Annotated in this window: 12 protein-coding genes, 2 tRNA genes and 1 pseudogene; 8 read left to right on the forward strand and 7 right to left on the reverse strand. The window is 57.2% G+C overall.

The features are described from left to right. Positions 1–45: 45 nt before the first annotated feature. Positions 46–1,143: an isoaspartyl peptidase/L-asparaginase family protein gene (locus JAO29_RS07405; protein ID WP_334267558.1), complete on the reverse strand. Its 1,098-nt coding sequence runs from the start codon at positions 1,141–1,143 to the stop codon at positions 46–48. Between the two features lie 166 nt (positions 1,144–1,309). Here JAO29_RS07405 and JAO29_RS07410 point away from each other — a divergent pair. From JAO29_RS07410 to JAO29_RS07420, 3 genes are all read left to right on the forward strand, one after another. Further along, positions 1,310–1,394 (forward strand) — tRNA-Leu (locus tag JAO29_RS07410). Between the two features lie 35 nt (positions 1,395–1,429). Then, positions 1,430–1,729, forward strand: coding sequence for a preprotein translocase subunit SecG (secG, locus tag JAO29_RS07415; protein ID WP_334267559.1), 300 nt, complete (start codon positions 1,430–1,432; stop codon positions 1,727–1,729). A gap of 72 nt (positions 1,730–1,801) precedes the next feature. Further along, a complete protein-coding gene (locus JAO29_RS07420) occupies positions 1,802–2,434 on the forward strand; it encodes an MBL fold metallo-hydrolase (RefSeq protein ID WP_334267560.1) in 633 nt (210 codons plus the stop codon). A 93-nt stretch (positions 2,435–2,527) separates the two neighbouring features. Here JAO29_RS07420 and JAO29_RS07425 read toward each other — a convergent pair whose 3' ends face one another. Then, positions 2,528–4,114: a ribulokinase gene (locus JAO29_RS07425; RefSeq protein WP_334267561.1), complete on the reverse strand. Its 1,587-nt coding sequence runs from the start codon at positions 4,112–4,114 to the stop codon at positions 2,528–2,530. Between the two features lie 31 nt (positions 4,115–4,145). Further along, on the reverse strand, positions 4,146–4,853 hold the full coding sequence (locus JAO29_RS07430; protein ID WP_334267562.1) for an L-ribulose-5-phosphate 4-epimerase: 708 nt from the start codon (positions 4,851–4,853) through the stop codon (positions 4,146–4,148). A 183-nt stretch (positions 4,854–5,036) separates the two neighbouring features. On the opposite strand from JAO29_RS07430, the gene JAO29_RS07435 reads away from it, so the two are divergent. From JAO29_RS07435 to JAO29_RS07445, 3 genes are all read left to right on the forward strand, one after another. Beyond that, positions 5,037–6,401, forward strand: a complete 1,365-nt coding sequence (locus JAO29_RS07435; RefSeq protein ID WP_334267563.1) for an APC family permease — start codon at positions 5,037–5,039, stop codon at positions 6,399–6,401. 294 nt (positions 6,402–6,695) lie between these two features. Continuing rightward, a complete protein-coding gene (locus tag JAO29_RS07440) occupies positions 6,696–8,243 on the forward strand; it encodes an FAD-dependent oxidoreductase (RefSeq protein ID WP_334267564.1) in 1,548 nt (515 codons plus the stop codon). 610 nt (positions 8,244–8,853) lie between these two features. After that, positions 8,854–12,363: a TonB-dependent receptor gene (locus JAO29_RS07445; RefSeq protein ID WP_334267565.1), complete on the forward strand. Its 3,510-nt coding sequence runs from the start codon at positions 8,854–8,856 to the stop codon at positions 12,361–12,363. A 349-nt stretch (positions 12,364–12,712) separates the two neighbouring features. Here the strand turns inward: JAO29_RS07445 and JAO29_RS07450 are convergent, their stop codons facing one another. Together JAO29_RS07450 and JAO29_RS07455 are read right to left on the reverse strand one after the other, a co-directional pair. After that, positions 12,713–14,728: an arginine--tRNA ligase gene (locus JAO29_RS07450; protein WP_334267566.1), complete on the reverse strand. Its 2,016-nt coding sequence runs from the start codon at positions 14,726–14,728 to the stop codon at positions 12,713–12,715. 136 nt (positions 14,729–14,864) lie between these two features. Continuing rightward, the gene (locus JAO29_RS07455; RefSeq protein ID WP_334267567.1) at positions 14,865–15,869 is read right to left on the reverse strand and encodes a lysylphosphatidylglycerol synthase transmembrane domain-containing protein; all 1,005 of its coding nucleotides are present in this window, start codon (positions 15,867–15,869) and stop codon (positions 14,865–14,867) included. A gap of 212 nt (positions 15,870–16,081) precedes the next feature. Here JAO29_RS07455 and JAO29_RS07460 point away from each other — a divergent pair, with 212 nt between their 5' ends. After that, a complete protein-coding gene (locus JAO29_RS07460) occupies positions 16,082–17,704 on the forward strand; it encodes a hypothetical protein (RefSeq protein ID WP_334267568.1) in 1,623 nt (540 codons plus the stop codon). Positions 17,705–17,795: 91 nt separating this feature from the next. Then, positions 17,796–17,871, forward strand: a tRNA-Lys gene (locus JAO29_RS07465). A 613-nt stretch (positions 17,872–18,484) separates the two neighbouring features. Here the strand turns inward: JAO29_RS07465 and JAO29_RS07470 are convergent. Both JAO29_RS07470 and JAO29_RS23460 read right to left on the reverse strand, forming a co-directional pair. After that, positions 18,485–18,805, reverse strand: a complete 321-nt coding sequence (locus tag JAO29_RS07470) for a sialidase family protein (RefSeq protein WP_334267569.1) — start codon at positions 18,803–18,805, stop codon at positions 18,485–18,487. 967 nt (positions 18,806–19,772) lie between these two features. Continuing rightward, a pseudogene (locus JAO29_RS23460) lies at positions 19,773–20,051 on the reverse strand (LysR substrate-binding domain-containing protein); the annotation flags it as partial. Positions 20,052–20,227 lie beyond the last annotated feature (176 nt).

Genomic DNA, 20,227 nt, shown 5'->3' on the forward strand with positions numbered 1-20,227 from the left:
GCCCTCCACCTTCAGAACATCCACGAAGATCCTCCAGCAGGAAGATCATCTCTCATCAGAGTAGATCCCTACCTCTATCTTCCCGCCTTCGCTCATCCGCGCACGATACATCCCCGGCGTGTTGAAGCTCCAGGCCAACTGTCCGTCCGGCGTAATCGCAATCACCCCACCATCCCCATGGATCGCGACCAGATCTTTATGGACCACCTGGTCTGCCGCATCCTGCAGCTTCATCCCCTTGTACTGCACCAGGGAACAGATGGTGCGGGCCACCGTCAGCCGAATAAAGTACTCGCCCGTTCCGGTCGCCGACACGGCGCAGGACTGGTTCGACGCATAGGTTCCCGCACCGATGATCGGTGAATCCCCTACCCTCCCCCAGCGCTTGGCCTGCGTTCCTCCAGTCGATGTCCCCGCGGCGACATCGCCATTTCGGTCCAGCGCTACCACCCCCACCGTCCCATACTTGTGCGCGTCCGGAGGCTCAATCTCAGCCATCCCTCCTGCCGGTGCAGGTGGAACGCCCTGGGGCCGTGGCGGGATCGGAAGATTCTCCTTCTTCAATTGCCGGACCAATCCCTGCCACCTCCTCTCCGTAAAGAAGTAGCTGGGCTCCTCCTGCTCCAACTCCACACTGGCCGAAAACTTATCTGCTCCCTCACCCATCAGCATCACATGGGGAGACTTCTCCATAACCGCCCGGGCCAGAGAGATCGGGTGCCGCGTCCTCGTCACTCCTGCTACCGCACCGGCGTTCATGGTCGCACCGTCCATCACCGCTGCATCCAGCTCGTTCTTCCCATCGGCAGTGAAAACGGCTCCTTTGCCTGCGTTGAACATGGGATTGTCTTCCATCAGCTTGATAGCAGCCTCCACCGCATCCATCGACGTCCCACCCCGCTCAAGAACATCCGCCGCCGCCTGCAGCGACGCCTTCAGCGCCGCCCGGTACGCAGCGTCCGTCTCTGCGCTCATCGATTTGCGTTCAATAACGCCTGCTCCGCCATGCAGGACGACCGCCCACTTATGCTCGCCCGATGGAGCCTTCGTCGGTGATGCCAGAACGGCATCACTCCTCATCATCCCTGGGCCTCCCCCAATCACCGCTCCCACCATAAGCACTGCCATTACTGCAGTCCGCATCTACGACCTCCCGAAGAACTTCGTTAAATGAAGGAATCAAAATTCTATCGTTATCCACCCGGATTCCCATCTGGCATCAGCGACATACACCCACGGCCGGAAAGGAATGCTATACTAACTTTCGGATTGCTCACCGCTCTATCTGGACCTGCAGTGCAGAGCCAACGCGGAGGTGGCGAAATTGGCAGACGCACAAGCTTGAGGTGCTTGCGCCGCAAGGCATAGGGGTTCAAGTCCCCTCCTCCGCACCAATCCAAACATTCTTCAGAAGGCAGTCCTTTCTCCGATGATCATCGTTCTTGTCATTCTGCACGTGTTGGTTTCCATCTTTATCGTTGGAGTCATTCTGGTCCAGCAAGGCAAGTCGGCTGATCTCGCCGCAGCCTTCGGTGGACAGGGTTCACAGACTGCCTTTGGACCCCGCGGCGCAGCCAACCTGTTGACACGCCTGACCACCTACTCGGCGGTTATCTTCATGTTGACCTCCATCGGTCTCACCATTCTTCTGTCGCGTTCTTCTGACAAATCCGTTCTCTCCGGTCATCCGACCACCCAGCAGCAGCAGAGCACGCCAGCCAAGAAGTAACCGGAACTCATCGGAATCAGAGACGCAGGCAATCCGCCTGCGTCTTTCTTTTGCGGACTGTACTCTTGTCTTATGATCCAAGAGACGATCCCAGTCGGCCTTCTCCAGTGCAACTGCTCCATCCTCGGTGACGAAAATACGCGCGAGGCGATCGTGATCGACCCCGGCGACGATATCCCCCAGATCCAGCAGATTCTCGATCGTCATGGCCTCAAGGTGACATCCATCATCATCACCCACGCCCACATCGATCACATCGCCGGAGCACACAAGCTGAAACAACTCACCGGCGCTCCCATCTTCTACAACGAGAACGATCTTCCCTTGGTGAAGATGATGGACCTTCAGGCATCTTGGCTCCGTATGCCCACTCCTGAGGTCGCACCTCCCGATGCGCCCCTCTCGGACGCCCAGACTATCTCAGCAGGCGACATCAAAGGCAGGGTTCTCTTTACCCCGGGCCATACCCAGGGCAGCATCTGCCTCTATATTCCAGAACAGTCGCTGCTCCTCGCCGGCGACACCCTGTTTGCAGGATCCGTGGGCCGTACCGATCTGCCCGGAGGCGATAGCCGGCAGCTCATCCACTCCATCCGGGATCAGATTCTCACCCTTCCAGACGCTACTAAGGTCATCCCAGGGCATGGACCCGACACCACAATCGGTGAAGAGCGAGCAACGAATCCATTCCTGCAAGATGTTTAGTTTGAGCGAGATAAAAGCTCATATATCAAGTTCAACTAGATGCGTATCTAATTCATCACCTGTGGAGTTTGAATCTTTCTCCAGATCGCGAAACTACTCGTCGCCCCTGGCCTGCTTCGCGATATGACGCAGCTCCGGGAGAACCTCTCCCAGGGCCACCGGTTTGGCATCCCGGGAGCCGAGAGCGAAGTAAAGCTTCCTGTAGAGGTGATAGAGCTGTTCGTATCGGGCAGCAGCTTTGGGCTCCGGATCGAACGTTCTGAAGGGCAGGCATAGCTTGCGCTGGGCGTCCTCGATGGACGGGAAGACGCCGGCAGCCACAAACGCGAGGATTGCCGAGCCAAGGCTGGTGGGAGTTCCATCCGGCACGAGAACCGGCTTGTTGAAGACGTCGGCGTAGACCTGGTTGAGGACGGCATTGTTCTGCGGAACGCCTCCTCCATTGATGACACGCTCCACCGGTACGCCGTGTTCGGCCATGCGTTCGAGGATGATGCGGGTATGAAAGGCGGTCCCCTCGATAGCAGCAAACAGCTCATCCTGAGCCGTGTGCACGAGGTTCCACCCCAGCGTCACCCCGCCCAGCTCCGGATTCACCAGAACGGTGCGATCGCCGTTATCCCAGCTCATCCGCAGCAGTCCTGTCTGGCCAGCTTTATAGGACTCCAGACCCTGGGCAAGCTCTTTCACCGTGGTTCCTGCTCGCCTGGCGATGCTTTCGAAGATGTCTCCCACCGCTGACAGTCCCGCTTCAATGCCCGTCAGTTCGGGATTTACGCTGCCCGGCACGACCCCGCATACGCCTGGAACCAGTTCCGTCTCGCCAGCCATTGCGATGATGCACGTCGACGTGCCGACGACGTTGACGACGTCTCCTTCTTTACATCCCGCACCCAGAGCGTCCCAGTGAGCATCGAAGGCGCCGACCGGGATCGGGATCCCGGACTTCAGCCCCATCTCCGTCGCCCACTCGTCGCTCAACCCTCCATAGATATGGTCGGACGTCAGGTACTCGCCACCGATCTTCTCTCTCACGCCCTGGAAGAGAGGGTCGACCGCGACCAGAAACTCCTCTGCCGGCAGGCCTCCCCACTTTGGATTCCACATCCATTTGTGGCCCATCGCACAGACGCTCCGCTTCACCTGATCAGGGCTCTTGATACCGGTAAGCGTGGCCGCCACCATATCGCAGTGTTCGAGAGCAGTCGCAAACTTCGCTCGCTTGGCATCGTCGGCATGGCGCAACCAGTGCAGCAGCTTCGCCCAGCCCCACTCGTGCGAATACACTCCGCCGCACCAGTCGATCGCCTCCAGCTTCATCTCGTGAGCCTTTGCCGTAATCTGCTGTGCCTCCAGATGAGCACGATGGTCACACCAGAGGTAGTAATCATCCAGCGGCTGCAGTGCCTCATCCACCATGACCACACTCGAGCCGGTGGTATCCAGCGCCATCGCCAGTACATCTTCGCCGTGTACGCCGGTCAGCTGCAGTGCCTCTCGCGTGGCCTTAACCAGCGCATCCATCTGATTGGCGTGCGACTGCGTCGCATAATCAGGGTCCTCACGTCTTCGATGGAGCGGATAACCTGCGACCGCAGTTCCCAACCGGCCGCGCTCCGAGTCCAACAGGGTCACGCGCACACTCAGTGTTCCAAAATCCACACCCGCTACAACTGCCATCTTCCCCACCCTCTGGTAATCCGGATCTCTTTTAGTTCTTTGCTTCAGCCGGGTTGCTTTGCCCGTAGGTCGCCTTCGCACCGTGCTTGCGGAAGTAGTGCCGATCCAGTAAAGCATTGGAGACGCCACACTGGGAATTCAGCAGGACCGTCATGAAGGCCATCTTGGCCACGGCCTCCAACACTACGGCGTTATGCGCCGCATCGTGAGGATCCTTACCCCAGGCGAAGGGGGCGTGACCCGCGACGAGAACCGCCGGGACAGCCATAGGATCGATGTTCTTGAACCGCTCGATGATGGCCGTACCCGTGTTCAGAACGTAGTCGCCGTTGATCTCGTCATCCGTCAGCTCGCGCGTACACGGCACCGGGCCATGGAAGTAGTCGGCATGCGTTGTCCCCAGCGCTGGGATCTCACGTCCGGCCTGTGCCCAGGCTGTGGCGTTCTCGCTGTGGGTATGCACAACCGCACCGATACTCGGAAAAGCTTTATAGAGCTCCAGGTGCGTCTTCAGGTCGCTCGAGGGGTTCAGATCGCCTTCGACGATTCTGCCGGAGAGGTCGGTGACCACCATGTGCTCCGGCTTAAGAGCGTCATAGTCCACACCGCTCGGCTTGATGACCACCAGGCCCTGGCTGCGGTCGATTCCGCTGGCATTTCCAAACGTGTAGAGCACAAGACCCCGACGAACCAGCTCCAGATTGGCCTCAAGCGTGGCCTTCTTTAGATCTTCCAGCATGTCTTCTTCCTCATGCGATCTCTCCAGCCGACCATCTGTGGCCAGCCGGCGTTGGGCTCAATTCACTGCCCTACGATTTTTCCATCGAAAGCAGCGCACGGCAAATGAAGTGCAACACCGCTCAAATTCATCACGGCCGCTCATCCGCGAAGTGCGAGGACGGTAGGATAGATTCCATCACCTATGCCCATCGCGAAGTCAGTGGCAGGCTCATCCAGCGGCCGGATAAAAAAGCTTCGTCTCATCCCGCTGCTCGCCGCGACCTATTTCATGGTCTCCGGCGGCCCCTACGATCTCGAAGACATTATCGGCTTCGGTGGATATGGCCATGCCCTCTGGCTTCTGTTTCTGCTGCCATTCTTCTGGAGCTTCCCTACGGCCCTCATGCTGGGCGAACTCGCCTCGGCGGTTCCCGCGGAAGGCGGATTCTATGCCTGGGTCCGGCGGGCGATGGGTCCCTTCTGGGGCTTCCAGGAAGCCTGGCTCTCCCTTGCGGCCTCCGTCTTCGACATGGCCATCTACCCTACGACCTTCGTCCTCTACCTGGAGCATCTCGCCCCATCGCTTACCCGCGGCCACCGTGCTATAGCGCTGGAACTGGCGGTCGTAGTCGCTGCGATGTTATGGAACCTGCGCGGAGCGGCTGCCGTCGGAGAAGGTTCCGTGCGCCTGTGGCTCATCGCGATCTCTCCATTCCTCATCCTCATCACCAGCGCAATCTTCGCCGGAATGCATGCAGCCAGTGGCCCTTTCGGAGGACACGCCAACCTCTCAGCCCCGCACGGCAAGGCATTCTCCACAGCCATCCTGGTAGCAATGTGGAACTACATGGGCTGGGATAACGCCACCACCATCGCCAACGAGGTCGAGAACCCGCAACGAAACTATCCCCGCGTCATCCTGCTGGCTGCCATCATGGTCATGCTGACCTACATCGTTCCCATCGCGGCGGTCGCCTGGGCCGGCATTCCGGCTGAACGATTCTCGACCGGAGCCTGGGTCGACGCCGGGCATGTCCTCGGCGGCTCCCTGCTGGCGGTCTCCATCGTCCTAGCCGGCTCGCTCGACGACTTCGGCACCTTTAGCAATCTCACTCTCTCCTACACACGCCTCCCCCACGCTCTGGCAGAGGATGGATTCCTCCCTCAGGTCTTCACCAAAAGACTCTCGAATGGAGCTCCCTGGGTCTCTGTCCTCGCCTGCGGTATCTGCTGGGCCCTTGCCCTCGGCCTTCCCTTCGAGCGACTCATCACCATCGACCTGGTCCTCTACGGCCTCTCGATGATCCTCGAATTCGTCGCCCTCATCCTTCTGCGCCGCAACGAGCCTTCCCTCCCCCGCCCATTCCGGATCCCCGGACCAAACTGGGTTCCCGTCCTTCTGGGCCTCTGCCCAGCCGCCCTGACGTTCTATGCGCTCTACGCCTCTCGAACCGAGACCGTCGCCGGCATTCCCGCACTCACGTTTTCCATGCTGATCGCTGCTGCAGGCCTTCCCTTTTACTTCGTCTCGAGACTCACCCAAAAGCGAAGATCATCCGTCTCATAGAGACGCGAATCATCTCAAACCGTCCAGGACAATTCAAAGCGCGCGATGACACGTCATTCGGCCCTCCACCTTTGCTCCGGACCCCATAAACATGTAGGACATATGCCCGATTGACTTCTTTGTTTCAGTAAGATGAAAATCAAGCTACTCAGGAACTTACAACCAGTTGGAACGATTGTCTCTCTTCACTGTGTCTCTGGCCTCTCTGTACCTCAATTGCACTTTTTGGCGGGATAGCACTTCGGAGTGCGGTGGCATCACCGTCGAGCCACCCAATGTTTTGCAAGGAGCAGCATGTCTACTACCGTTTCACGGCAGGACCCTCGTTTCCAGGCTTTGCAGAAGGGCAACAATTGGAGATGGCCTGTCTCGGACGCCGACTCCGTAGGCCGTATCGAGGTCTGCGAGAGCGCCAGCGATGTCGCTGAGACGCTTCAGAAAACTGTGCGAGCCGGTCTTCGTCCCACCATCCGGTCGGGCGGTCACTGTTACGAGGATTTTGTCTGCAACAATCCAGGCGGCGTCCTGCTCGATGTCAGCCTCCTGAACCAAATGGACCCTTCAGGAAGCGGACACACCTACAAGATCGGCCCGGGAACCCGTCTCGGCGATGCCTACAATCGTCTCTATAAGGAATACGGAGTTACTCTCCCCGGCGGATCCTGCTATGGAGTCGGTGCCGGCGGCCACATCTCCGGCGGAGGCTACGGCGTTCTCAGCCGCCTTCAGGGCCTCACCGTCGATTGGCTCTCAGCCGTCGACATCGTCACCGTCGATGCCTCGGGACACGTCTCCTCGCGTCGCGTCGACAAGAACCACGACCCCGACCTCTTCCGCGCCTGTCGCGGAGCCGGAGGCAACAACTTCGGCGTCATCACCGGCTACTACTTCGACAAGCTTCCGGTCGCGCCGGTCGAGGTCGCCAACATCAGCATGTCCTTCCCCTGGGAAGACATGACACCGGAGCGATTCGAGACCATCCTGACAACCTACGGACACTACCTCGAGACCCGGGGTCAGGATCCCGATACCTGGGGCATGTTCACCTTTATGGGCCTCTCCCACCGATCCTCAGGGCGCGTCGGAATCTCCGCACAGTTCTGCAATCCCGATGGAACCTGCAAAGACCTCGGTCCCCTCAAGGAGTTCGTCGAGCTCTTCAAGCCCTGCAAGCCCCTCGTCGCCGAACCCGAGCACATGGGTCAGAGGCATGGTCCCGATGCAGGCAAGGTCTCCGTTCGCAAGATGCCCGATGGCACTCCCGTCACCTGCACCGACGCCCATATGAACATCGTTCCCTGGTTTGAAGCCACGGTGCGTGGAGGCGTAGGTGGTGGAACCCGGGCCAAGTACAAATCCTGCTACATGAAGCGCAACTTCACCTCCGCCGAAGCTCGCACCATCTATAAGCACCTCACCCTCGAGGTTCCCGGAGTTGAGCTCAGCGGAATTCTCGCCGTCGACTCCTACGGCGGTGCCGTCAATCGTCCAGCGCTCGCCGAAGAGACCTCCATCCCCCAGCGGGCCTCCGTCATGAAGCTCCAGTTCCAAACCTACTGGCAGAACCCAGCCGACGACGCCGCACGGCTGAAGTGGATGCATGACTTCTACGCTGACCTCTACTCCGGCCCAGATGTCGAGGAGCCGCACAAAGGCACCCCCTATCCGAATCAGCAATACGAGGGCTGCTATATCAACTACCCAGACGCCGACATGCTGGCTTATCCCTTCTGGCCCCAACTTTATTACGGGGACAAAGGACTTTATCCCTTCCTTCAAGGGGTCAAAAAGCGTTACGATCCAAATAATATCTTCCATTTCTCAATGTCGGTCCGTCCCTGAGGCTACGGATACGACGGCCGTTTTGCTTTGAGCAGGCTTTCGCCTACCCCGGGTTTAGGTTCAGTACGGAGGCTTCTTTGGTCGCACCTTCGAACGCACCGTTGTACAGACAACTACACGACCAGTCCGCTGCGCGCTGCCATCCAGCGCCCCGGCTCCCCGCTGCGACAAACCTAGGCAAGACTCGCAATCTTTTCACTAAGTCTCTTGGAGTCTGTGACGTTGATGCCGGGAACGCAAATTTCGGGGTCATCCAGGCGAGCGCGTCTGGTCACAAATTCGAAGTTTTTCAATGGACATTCCCACACGGCAGGGATCACAATGCGGGTTCACGAAATCCACAGAGTGCTCCTGCTGCCATCGAGAGAATGGCCTCATCATCCAGGAACAAGGAGGAACCGCAGCCGAACACCACCACTGCTGGAAGCCTCATGGCATAGCAGCATGGTCCAAGACGATCTCACGGTCGAAGACACAAAACAATGGTTGGGTAGAGCGAAGTCCGTATTGGCCCGGAGACAAACCAATGGGATTCAAGCGACTCTCTTCCCCAACGCGCAGCCGTAGAGCAAACACCTCACGTAGAACGAACCTTTCGAGGAGACTATCGATGCAACGAAAACCCATAGGACTCAGTATTCTGGCCGTCCTTCTCCTGGTCGTATGTTGTGCTGTATCCAGAGCGCAGACGATCACAGGCAGCATCAACGGCACAGTGACGGATCCCTCCGGCGCCGTGGTTCCGAACGCCACCGTCACCGCAACCAACGTTGAGACCAACGTCGCCACCCAGGCCACGACGAACAACGACGGTATCTATAACATCCGCTTCCTCCAGATCGGCCAGTACAAGGTGACGATCACGGCGGCGGGCTTTGCCACGTCAACCTACGGTCCGTTCTCGCTTGAAACCGGCCAGAACGCCAAGATCGATGGCAAACTCGGTCTCGAGAACCAGCAGCAGAAGGTATCGGTCGAAGCCGAGGTCGCTCCTCTCATCAACACCGAGAACCCCACACTCGCGACGACACTCGACACGCGCGCCATTCAGAACATTCCTCTCGTCGGCCGTAACCTGACCGCCATCACCATGTTCCTTCCCGGCTCGGTTAGCACTCAGCCCAACAGCTTCGTCAGCAACGCAGCCGTCTCCGGTCCGCTCAGCGGCAACAACCCCAACAGCGGCAGCAGCAGCGCCTCCGTCTCCGTCAATGGAAACCGCCAGCAGGCAAATCAATACCTTCTGGATGGTATGAACATCAACCAGACCTTGGACGACATCATCGGCTATGTTCCTAATGTCGACGCCATCGCTCAGGTCCAGGTCATCTCCTCCAACGCAAGCGCCGAGTATGGCAACGTCAACGGCGGCGACGTCATCTACCAGACCAAGAGCGGAACCAACAACTGGCACGGAAGCGCCTTCTACTTCCTTGGCAACTACAACCTCGATGCCAACAGCTGGAAGAACAACTTCACTCACGTTGCGAAAAACTCCTACACCCGCAACCTCTTCGGCGGAACCTTCGGCGGTCCGATTATTAAGGATAAGCTCTTCTTCTTCGTCGACTATCAAGGGGGCCGCTTCCACTCCGGCGGTCAGTCCGTTGCAAGCGTCTATACCCAAAAGATGCGCCAGGGAGACTTCTCCGAACTCCTCGATCCGAAGATCATGAACAGCAAGACCGTTCAGCTCTACAACGCGACGCAGCCTGGTCTCCCCGCCTACGTCAACAACCAGATTCCCGTGGTCAACCCGGCCGCACAGTACCTCTTTGCGCACCCGGAGCTTTATCCGCTTCCCAACGCTGCTCCAAACGCTGGCACGCCAACCGTGAACAACTACCATGGGCTCCAGAAGCAGCGGAACTATGGCGACCAGTTCGATGTAAAGGTCGACTATAGGCTCAGTGAAAAGGACAACATGTTCGTTCGCTACTCCCAGATGGACAGCGGACAGACCACTCTGAGCGCCTTACCGACCAGCTTCAACAGCGCCCCAACCTTCCCCTTCCGGGGAGTAGCCATCAACGAAGTTCACCAGTTCAGTTCCTCGATCGTTAATGAGTTCCGTGCTGGCTATACCCGTATTCAGAACAACGGAGCCGTCACGCTCGACCCCACCGGCGCCTTCGGTTTGAACGGCAACAGCCTCCTCGGCATCCCGGGCGGTCAACCATTTGCAGGCTTCTCGGGCCTCACAATGGCGAACTCCGCCAGCCCACAGGGCATTCAGGCCTCCAACGGATCGAGCGACTTCACTACCATCGGTAACTCCAACGCCGGAACTAATTACACCCTCAACACCTTTCTCTACGGAGACAACCTGACCTGGTCCAAGAACCGGCACACCTTCAAGTTCGGTGCCCAGTTCCTCCGCCAGCAGCAGAACAACTTTTATCCCGGCAACGACGGCTCTATGGGTGGCTTCTACTACCTGGGCGCCGGAACCGCGAACGGAACAACCGGCGGATATACCGGAGCTGACTTCGTCCTGAACCGCGCTGGATTTGTCAGCAAGGGTGGTGTCTCCGGACCGGTCGGTATGCGCTCCTGGCGTGATGCTTACTTCGCTCAGGACGACTGGAAGGTCACCCCAACCCTCACGCTCAATCTCGGCGTTCGGTATGAGTACGTCCAGCCGATCTACGAGGTCAACAATAAGATGTCAACGATCGATCCGGCCAATCCATCGGTCATCCTGCTGGCTGGCTCTGCGCAGGCCAAGGCCGCTGGATACAATCGGGCACTCGTCGACCCCTACTACGGTAGCGTTATGCCCCGTATCGGCTTCGCCTGGCAGTCAACTCCTCGCCTGGTTGTGCGCGGCGGATACGGAATCCAGAACTTCATGGAAGGAACCGGTGCGAATCTCCGTATGACCACCAACCTTCCCTTCCAGGGCTCCTACCAGGCTACTGGTCTTCAGTCGAATGCGACAACCGGGGCCCCTGGTCAGTTCTTCGCCGTGCAGAGCGGATTCGGAACTGCAAGCGGCACAGGCGGAGCATCTGGCGTCGTCTATAACGTCTGGAACAAGAAGATCAAGCCTGCCTTCATCAGCGAGTACAGCTTGACCCTCGAGTACCAGCTCAGCAACACGGCTTCCTTCCAGATCGGCTATGTGGGCGAGTCAGGCGCTCACCTCATCACCGCAAACCGGCGCAATCAGCTTCCAGCTCCATGCGTCATCAATGGAGTTGTTCAGCCGTTTCCGGCCGCCGGCTCGCCACAGCCAGCTGGGTGCCCCAAGTCTCCCTACCAGGACACTCCGGGTGTAGGCTACACCGGCACCATCCGCTTCACCGACTCCAACGCAATGATGAACTACAACGCCCTCCAGACGACCTTCCGTCAGCGTCTGTCCCATGGTCTGCAGTACACCGCAAACTACACCTATAGCCGCGCCATGACCAACAGCCTTGGCTTCTACGGCGCTCCGGGCATCAACAATCCGAGTGCTTATGCCGAAAACGTCTACAACCTCGGCCTTGACTACGGCCCCACGGGTCAGGACGTTCGCAACGCTGTCAACTTCAATCTCGTCTATGATCTTCCGATTGGTCGTGGTCGCAAGTACGGTGCGAACATGCCACTCTTCCTGGATGAGGTCGTGGGAGGATGGAAGGCCAGCCTGACAGGTGTCGCCTACTCTGGCTTCCCTACCACCCTCAGCGCATCCAACAACTCGCAAGTAAACAGCGGAGCCCAGCGTCCAAATCAGTATCGAAAGATCAAGGTGGTCAATCGTTCGATAACCAACTGGTTTGGAACCGATCCGTCAGCGACTCCCTGCACTACGCCGGGCGTCGACAACGGTGTCTGCGCATACGGTCAGCCTGCGATCGGTACCTTCGGTACCGCCCGTGTCGGGTCCGAACGTGCACCTGGCTTCCAGACCTTTGGAGCCTCCGTCACCAAGGACTTCACCATCTGGCACGAGCATCAGATCAACTTCCGGGCTGATGCTGACAATGTGTTCAATCACGCATCTTGGGGAAATCCTGGGAACAACATCACCAACTTGACCGCATCTGGCTTCGGCAACATCAACAACCAGGGTACGCCGATCCGGTCCAACCCAAGACAGATGCAGCTGTCCATGCGGTATCACTTCTAACCTTCAACAAGTGGCCCGGACTCCTTGTGAGTCCGGGCCTTTTTTATCTCCAGAGCCTCCGTAGGGTAGCAAGTTCTCGATCACAACCCCGACAAACCAGCGACCTCGTCTCGTGTGATTCTCCTGTCAAGCCCCCAATCCTCTAAATCGAACGAACGCAAGCAGATCCATTCGCCGGTCAATTCCACCCCGTTCAATAGAATTTAAGAAGATGGGCCTTGGAGAGATTCTCCAGGGCTCACCCTTTGCCAGCAGACCTGTTGAGAACAGGAGGTCCACCCTTATCTCTAATGCTTTCAATATTTTGCGCAATTTACGGGGGAGGGGTACCATGCGCAGACTGCGCTCCCTACATCCGTTCCGGCGCCTCGATGCCGAGATACCCGAGCGCCCGCACCATCTCCCGCTGAGCCACCGCGGCCGTCGCAAGATAAAGGCTGCGCTTCGTGGGGTCCGTCTCGTTCAGGATGTGGTGCCGGTGGTAGAAGTTATTGAACTGCTGCGCCAGCTGGAAGGCATACCGGGCCAGGTAAGCCGGCTCTGAAGTAGCGATGCACTGCTCGATCATCAGGGTAAGCTTCGACGCCAGCAGCCAGGTCTCCCAGACTGCGCTTCCCTCTTCGCTGTCCAGAAGCCCGTTCAGCTCGAGGCCGGCAAAAGCTGCCAGCGAAGCCTCGGCCGTGGTATTCGCCTTCCGGAAGATATTGGCCGCCCGAACGATCGCATACTGCACGTACGGCCCCGTCTCGCCTTCGAAAGACAGCGCGTCCTTGAAGTCAAACGCAATCACAGTGTTTCGCGTATATCGCAGCATGAAGTAGCGCAGCGCTCCGACGGCGATCTGGCGAGCGATCGTCTCCCGCTGATCCTCCGGTAGATCCGGATGGCGAGCATCCACTTCAGTCCTCGCAGCAGCAATCAGACGGTCCAGCAGGTCGTCGGCCTTAACTCCGAATCCCTTGCGGCCGCTCACCTCGATATAAGCCCGCTTCTGATCCTCCTCGCTCACCGCATAACCCAGATCGAGCGCACAGCGCGGAGTCAGCGCCACCATCTCGTAGGAGAAATGCGTGTAACGATCAGCCTCTTCCGTGAACCCCATCCCGCGGAGAGCCTGCACGACCTGCGTCTGTGGATCGTTCTGGCGGGAATCGATCACGTTGTAAATAGCATCCGCCCGACCGAAGACCGGATGTCCGGGATCGCTCTCTCCATCCGTCGAAATCCAGCAGGTGTGCGTTGGATACTCGCGAAATCTCCTGTAGCCAAAGTCTTTCCCCGGCAACAGACCGAACTTCCAGAGATGATAAGCAATGTCCTTGCCGACGTAAGTGACAGTTCCGTTGGACCGAACAATGACCTTCGCATCCTCATCGGGCCCTTCGCTCGTCTCCTGCGCTGAACTCGCGCCGTTTACCGGTGCGCGCCGCATGACCCAGCAGCCCTTGTTTTTGCCCTCCGTCTCCAGATAGAGAACGCCTTTCTCGATCATCAATTGGCGGGCGGCGTCCCAGAAATGGAGGTGAAGAATCTCGCTCTCTCTGGGAAGAAAATCATATTCAATGGAGAGACGAGCCATCGTCTCCAGATGTCTTCGCAGCACCGCAGTTGCAATAATGTCGGCGATCTCCGCGGTCTCATTGCCGCCATGCTCGATCGCGTGAAGCGTCTCCAGACGAAGCTGCTTCCGCTCAGCCACTTCGGCTTCATCCGCTGTATACCATTGCGAAACTCGGGCGTAAAGGTCCCAGCAGTAGAAATCAATGCGTTGACCTCTTGCCTGAAGATCTGCCAGCAGCTTGCGTGTTCCCGCAAGATCAAGACCCTCAAGGCGCACCAACCCGACCACGACATCTGCAACCTGGACCCCGGTATTGTCGATGTAATTCTGAACACCGACCTCATATCCGCTCTTGTAGTCGTCGGAGCGGAGCAAGCGCTGGAAGGTATCACCAAGTATTGCATTGCGGAGATGACCGATATGGGCTGCCTTGTTGGGGTTGATGCTTGTGTGTTCTACCAGACGGAATCCCGGGCCGCCAACATCAGCATGCTTATCGCCGGCAATACTGCGAGCAATCGCAGCACGGTCCAGTCGAATGTTCAGATAGCCTGCTCCGGCTACCTCCACTGAAACGATTCCCTCCGGCAGATCAGATGAGAGCTCCGTCACCAATTCTGTAGCAATCGCACGCGGCGCTTTGCGAAGCCTCTTCGCCAGTTCGAAGGCAACCGGCAGCGCCAGCTCACCGAGCGCGATGGAAGGAGGCTGCTCTACAACGAGGTTTGCGAGAGTAATGTCATACTTCTGCGCGAGGATGCTCTGGATACAGGCGAGGAGAGCTTGTTGCACTGTGCGATACATGCGTTCGAAACCACCGCTTAGATTGTGTTTTGTTTAAGTTTACGTGACGGCATCGCCGAACAGACGCTTCCGTTCCCACTTGGCTGCGAAAAGCCGGGTAGCGCTTCGCACTACAAAGTGAGAACCAGGGGTTCTATCACGGAAGCTCTGTCGGCAGCGTCTCAATCTCTTCGAGCAGCGGCGTATGCTTATGCATTCTAAGACGGTGGATAAGGAAGATCAGTCCTCCTGCTCCAGTCACAGAGACCAGCATCCAGGCATGGATCGCCAATCCAAAGACCGCCGCCATAGCACGAGGGGTTCCATGGCTCGCAAGCGCCGTCTTGACGGCCCATTCAAAGGGTCCAATGGCGCCGGGAGAGCTTGGCAACATGTAAGACAGGTTAGCGAACGAGACGGCCTCCCACGGCCCCAGCATGTCGGTCTGGAGTCCCACCAGGTGGATGGCCGAAACAAAGATCATTCCCTCGCAAAACCAGATGACGAAGCTCTGGAGCAGGAGCACAACGTTCCCCCTGACTCCCATCTGTCGAAGCGTGGTAATTGCCAGAAGCAGCCAATGTTCTAACTTGTCGACAAGTTTATTTCTCGGCAAAGCGGAGAAAAACCTCCGAACAGGCATCTCCAGTTTGCCAGCTCCGAACATCAAAACCAAAAGGCCAGCCACGGAGACCAAAAGAGCGGCGTCAGCACCATTCCGGATATTGCGGGGCAGGTCGGCCCCCATTGTTCGTACAAATATGAGGCCTACCACAAAGACGTCCAGCAGCTTCTCAAGGATCACCGTGCTGAAGATAGCAGAAGGCGCCACTCCAAGATCCGGTGCGTAAGTAAAGATCCGCATAATGTCCCCGATCCGCAGCGGCATGATATTGTTCGCTGCGAGGGAGATCATGAGCACGCGCGCGCATGTAGCAAAACGAGCATTCGTAGACTGCAACATACGAGCCCAGCGAACACAGCGGAGAGTATATCCAACGAGAGTGAAACCTATTACCCCCGCGATCCAGACCGGATGCACGAGACTAAGAGCGCGAAATGCCGAGGGGTGAATCCCGCGAAACGTGTACCAGAGAAAAAATGCGCTGACCAGGAGGCCGGGGATAGTCTTGGCAAGATTACGGGAGCGCGTCTGGGTCATTGAAGTCTACAAAGATTGGATCGTGACAAGCTAAGTCAAGTAGATGTGTACTTTCTCCATTGTAACGTCACTATTCTTTTGCGACCGAGTAGACCAGAACGCCCGAGAATACGTCTTAAATCTACGGCAAAGTTGCCTGTCGATCCTTGTGGCAAGCTATTTTTCGCTTGTTATGGGTTCGTTGGAATATCAAACCCTGGAGTATTGAACCTTTGGCAACCTCGGTAGTGTCGCTTTCGCAACCCAGTGCAGATGCTCCCTTTCGCACGCACCGCGGGAGAGCGATGCTGGTTGTAAGTACCCTTACGTTTTTTGCATTTTTGGTTCATGGATACCATCCTTTCGCCGAAGACGGTGGCCTGTATCTGGCCGGGGTGAAGCGAGTACTGGAACCGGGCATGTATCCATACCAGTCCGGATTTGTCTTAGGCCATCTGCGGTTTTCGATCTTCGCTCCTATGCTGGCTCTGGCCGTTAGAGCATCGGGCCTTGGGCTCCAAACCATATTGCTGATGACATATCTTGCGGCGACCTGGGCCACGCTATGGTCTGGATGGCTTCTGGCGGAGCGATGCTTCGAAGGGACGGCTCGCCTGGGATCTGTGACTTTGCTCGCGACGTGGCTCGCACTGCCCGTCGCGGGGACATCGTTGATGCTGATGGATCCTTATGTCACGGCGCGAAGCATCTCTACACCCTGTATCCTGCTGGCGCTCTACTATGCGCTCGAATTCATGATGAAGTGGCGGCGGCACGAAGAACATGACGTATCGTCGCTGACGAAGGTCGGCGCTTTGATGTTGATCGCCGGACTTATGCACCCACTGATGGCGGCATATGGTTTTGGCAGTATCCTCGCGCTGGTTGCAGGGGCTGTTCCCGGGCGCAGAATCTGGCTACTGTCAACCGGGGTTCTGTGCATGGCTTCTGTGGTCGTCGGCTCGATTTTGCGTATAGTTGGTGCCCCTGAAAGTTCGGACTATCGACAGGTTGCAATGTCGCGATACTACTGGTTTCTCAGCCAGTGGCACTGGTATGAGTGGATGGGCCTCGCCGGGCCGATGCTGATCCTTGGATTTACCGCCTTCGCACGTGCGAGAAGAGGCAATAACCCAGCACGAATCGCTCTGGCCCGCATGAGCATTACGGCTGGCTTTGCCTCTGTACTCGTCGCTCTCTTGTTTGCCACTCCGCATGCCGAAAACCTGCTTGTGGCACGCCTGCAGCCTCTGAGAGTTTTTCAGATCATCTACACGGTGATGATTCTGTTTGTAGGTGCCCAACTATCAGTCTGGCTTGGAAAAAGGAAGCTGCATTGGGTTGCAACATTTGGATTGCTGGCGACGATTATGTTCTTCTCGGAACGCCAGACATTTCCATCCTCCGCTCACATTGAGCTTCCGAACAGACAGCAAAACAACCCTTGGGTTCAAGCCTTCGACTGGATCCGACGCAATACGCCGAAAGACGCTCTGTTCGCACTCGATTCCGACTACATCACCAAGCCTGGCGAAGACGCGCAGTCGTTTCGGGCGATCGCTGAACGAAGCGCATTGCCTGACTACTCCAAAGATGGAGGGGAGGCTGCCATCACTCCGTCTCTAACGAAGTCATGGGAAGTTGGACAAAGCCTGCAGGCCCGACTGAGTGAGCGCAGCGACCGTGATCGCCTTACTCTGCTACGCCCCGCTGGCGTGAGCTGGGTTGTGCTCGCACGTCAGGCAATTACCGCCTTCCCTTGCGCTTACAGCAATGTCGCAGTAAAGGTTTGCCGCATCCCTCCGTCAAGTCACAGCAATAAAGTCTCCGGACAAGTACTGGAGGCTAACAGGTAACTGGCACGTCACACTGGAGCTTCAGAGAGCGCAACACATTCTGAGTCGATCATTTTGCACGATGATGTGTGATATTTTGGAAATGTGGTCTGAGAGCGTAGCTCAGTTGGTAGAGCATCGCCCTTTTAAGGCGTTGGTCCTGGGTTCGAGCCCCAGCGCTCTCACCAAATAACCTCAATAAACAAACGGCTTAGAAGCACAGGCGAGGGTATCCACCAGGCGCAGCAAAAGGGCCTGTGATACGAAAGTGATACATCGCATCCCCGCGATGTTCTCCCTTGTTTTTTGTGCGTTTGGTCCCGCCCAAGCTCAACCAAACTACGTTCCCCTTCAAGCTGGATCAGTGCCGGGCAGCCCCACACCCAGGGCTTGCTTTGACACATATCTGATAATCAAGCCCATCGTCCAGCAGTTCCCTCACCCAAGCGGCTGGACGTGGGTAATGGCCTGTGACGACAGAACCTGGGCATCCCTGCTCCAGCACCTGGGCCAGGATTCGGCGGGTCGATATACATTCGCTCTGACCGACCAGAAAAATCACATAACTTACATCAGGGCAGATGGAATCCTGCACCCAGGCCTGGGGCAAGCAGCAAAACCCGAGCATGTCATCGCTCATGAGCTCGCCCACATCCTAATCGTCCCCCGCCCTGGAATCGGCATTTTGGCAGTCAACCACGGTATGTGCACCAAGAGACTTGTTAAAAACAGCCCTTTCTATTGGCGGCGGTCTCGCGATCCGGGATGGACACCTCGGCCCATAGATCCAGGCATAGCCCATCACAAGAGTGCCGTCGGGTAACCGCCATCCGCGATGAATCTTTCCGCGATGTAACGATGCGGCATTGCAATCTGCACCTCGTCGCTCCAGTGAAAGCCATCCTTGTTCTCGCGCATATAAATCAGCGTTCGTTCAATTACGCCGGGCTTTGGCACGGTGGTCGAAAAGGCGAGCACACGATCCCTGTCCAGAACAAGGTTGGGGTCGGCGCCGAGCATATCGGGGTGCTGAAAGAGTGTGATGGGTTCAGACCACGTCTTGCCGACGTCGTCCGAGGTCCTGAGGACGATCTGCATCGCATGCGACTTCGGCGTGCTCATGGTCGCGTACACGCACAACGATGCGACGATCTCTAGGCACGCACCTTCAGTCGCACGGTACGTTAAAGGATGCGCAAGGCGTGCTGCGACACGCGAGCATCACGACCACAGGCTACGTCTACGTCCAGGTGTTGGAGGAGGGTGTCGTTCGAGCGTCAACTCGCACGCCATTACGACTCTCGATGGATGGGTCGCATCAATTGAAAGGACGGGCTTGAGAGGACGCAACCTGCGAGCATTACCCCCGGCAGATGCAAGGTGCGAAGTAGAGTTTGACGAAGTTTGACGGAGTCGAAAGAGGAGGAAATTGTATGTGATTGACTTGTATGCTCCTGAGGTAGGACTCGAACCTACAACCCTTCGGTTAACAGGCGGGTCGTACAGCATGGAGTACATTTGTTTTCTGTAGGATAACTCGGAGCAAAGAGGCGTTTTTGGAGCCTCTTTGGCGCGCAATTTGACGAAGGATTTGACGAAGAACCGATATTGCCACTTGGCCGTGGGGGACGATCGGATTCGAACCTACGACTTTCACCGTGTGAAGGTGTGCTGAAAGTGGACGGCTGCGCATTTAAAGGGATTATGAACCGGTGTAGCCGGTAAAAGTCGGTATCCCGGGCTGTATTTTGGCATCAAACAGTGTTGGTTGCCCGCGAGGCCAGCCCTGAAAAGCCGGCGTCGGCGGTCCGATTATGTCTCTATTAGCAATTTAAAATCAGCAAGTTAGCGATGAGTTCCCGCAATAAATCTCCGAGGCGATTCTACTCCTTTCTTGTAAGTGGCTGAAAACACCAAATCGACAATGTTCCCGTATTGTTCCCGTCAGGCATGAAAGACCCCTTTTCAGACGAATTCCTCATGATGTGAGTCAACGTCGTGCGGTATCGCTGGTCCCGTATCGGCGAACCGTCTCTATCCGTTTGCGATCGCGCAACCTCGATTAGGCTTCCGAGAAGGGGCTTCCCTATCAGATCCGAAAGATACTCTGAGCAAGCTCGCAGAATCTTTGAACTGCCGGCAGGCCATTTCCTTTTGCGACAATCATTCCAATTTCTGAGGGAGGGATGCGGTCAGCGACGCGGCACACTATGATCTTCGCGAATCTTTGTCTCGCGGCCGATTCCGGCATGAGTGCAACACCCATGCCAGAATCCACGAGAGAGATGACAGTCGGCATCTCGCTGGCTGTCTGAACAATATTCGGAACGGCGCCGGCGCGGCTCAGTAACCCGAACAGAAAATCATGAAAGCCGGAAACATCTCTTCAGGCGACTGCTGCAATCAGCCAAGCCTACCGATGCTTCGCGGGCGAATGGACGGTAGTGTGCTGCTGATTAAAGCATTGGGAGGAGACTTCTCCGATCTCCCTAGTATCAATTGCGCACAGTCGCCCCTTCGTAATTAACACTGCCACAAAACGCA

This window comes from Edaphobacter sp. HDX4 (assembly GCF_036877565.1).
Taxonomy (GTDB): domain Bacteria; phylum Acidobacteriota; class Terriglobia; order Terriglobales; family Acidobacteriaceae; genus Edaphobacter.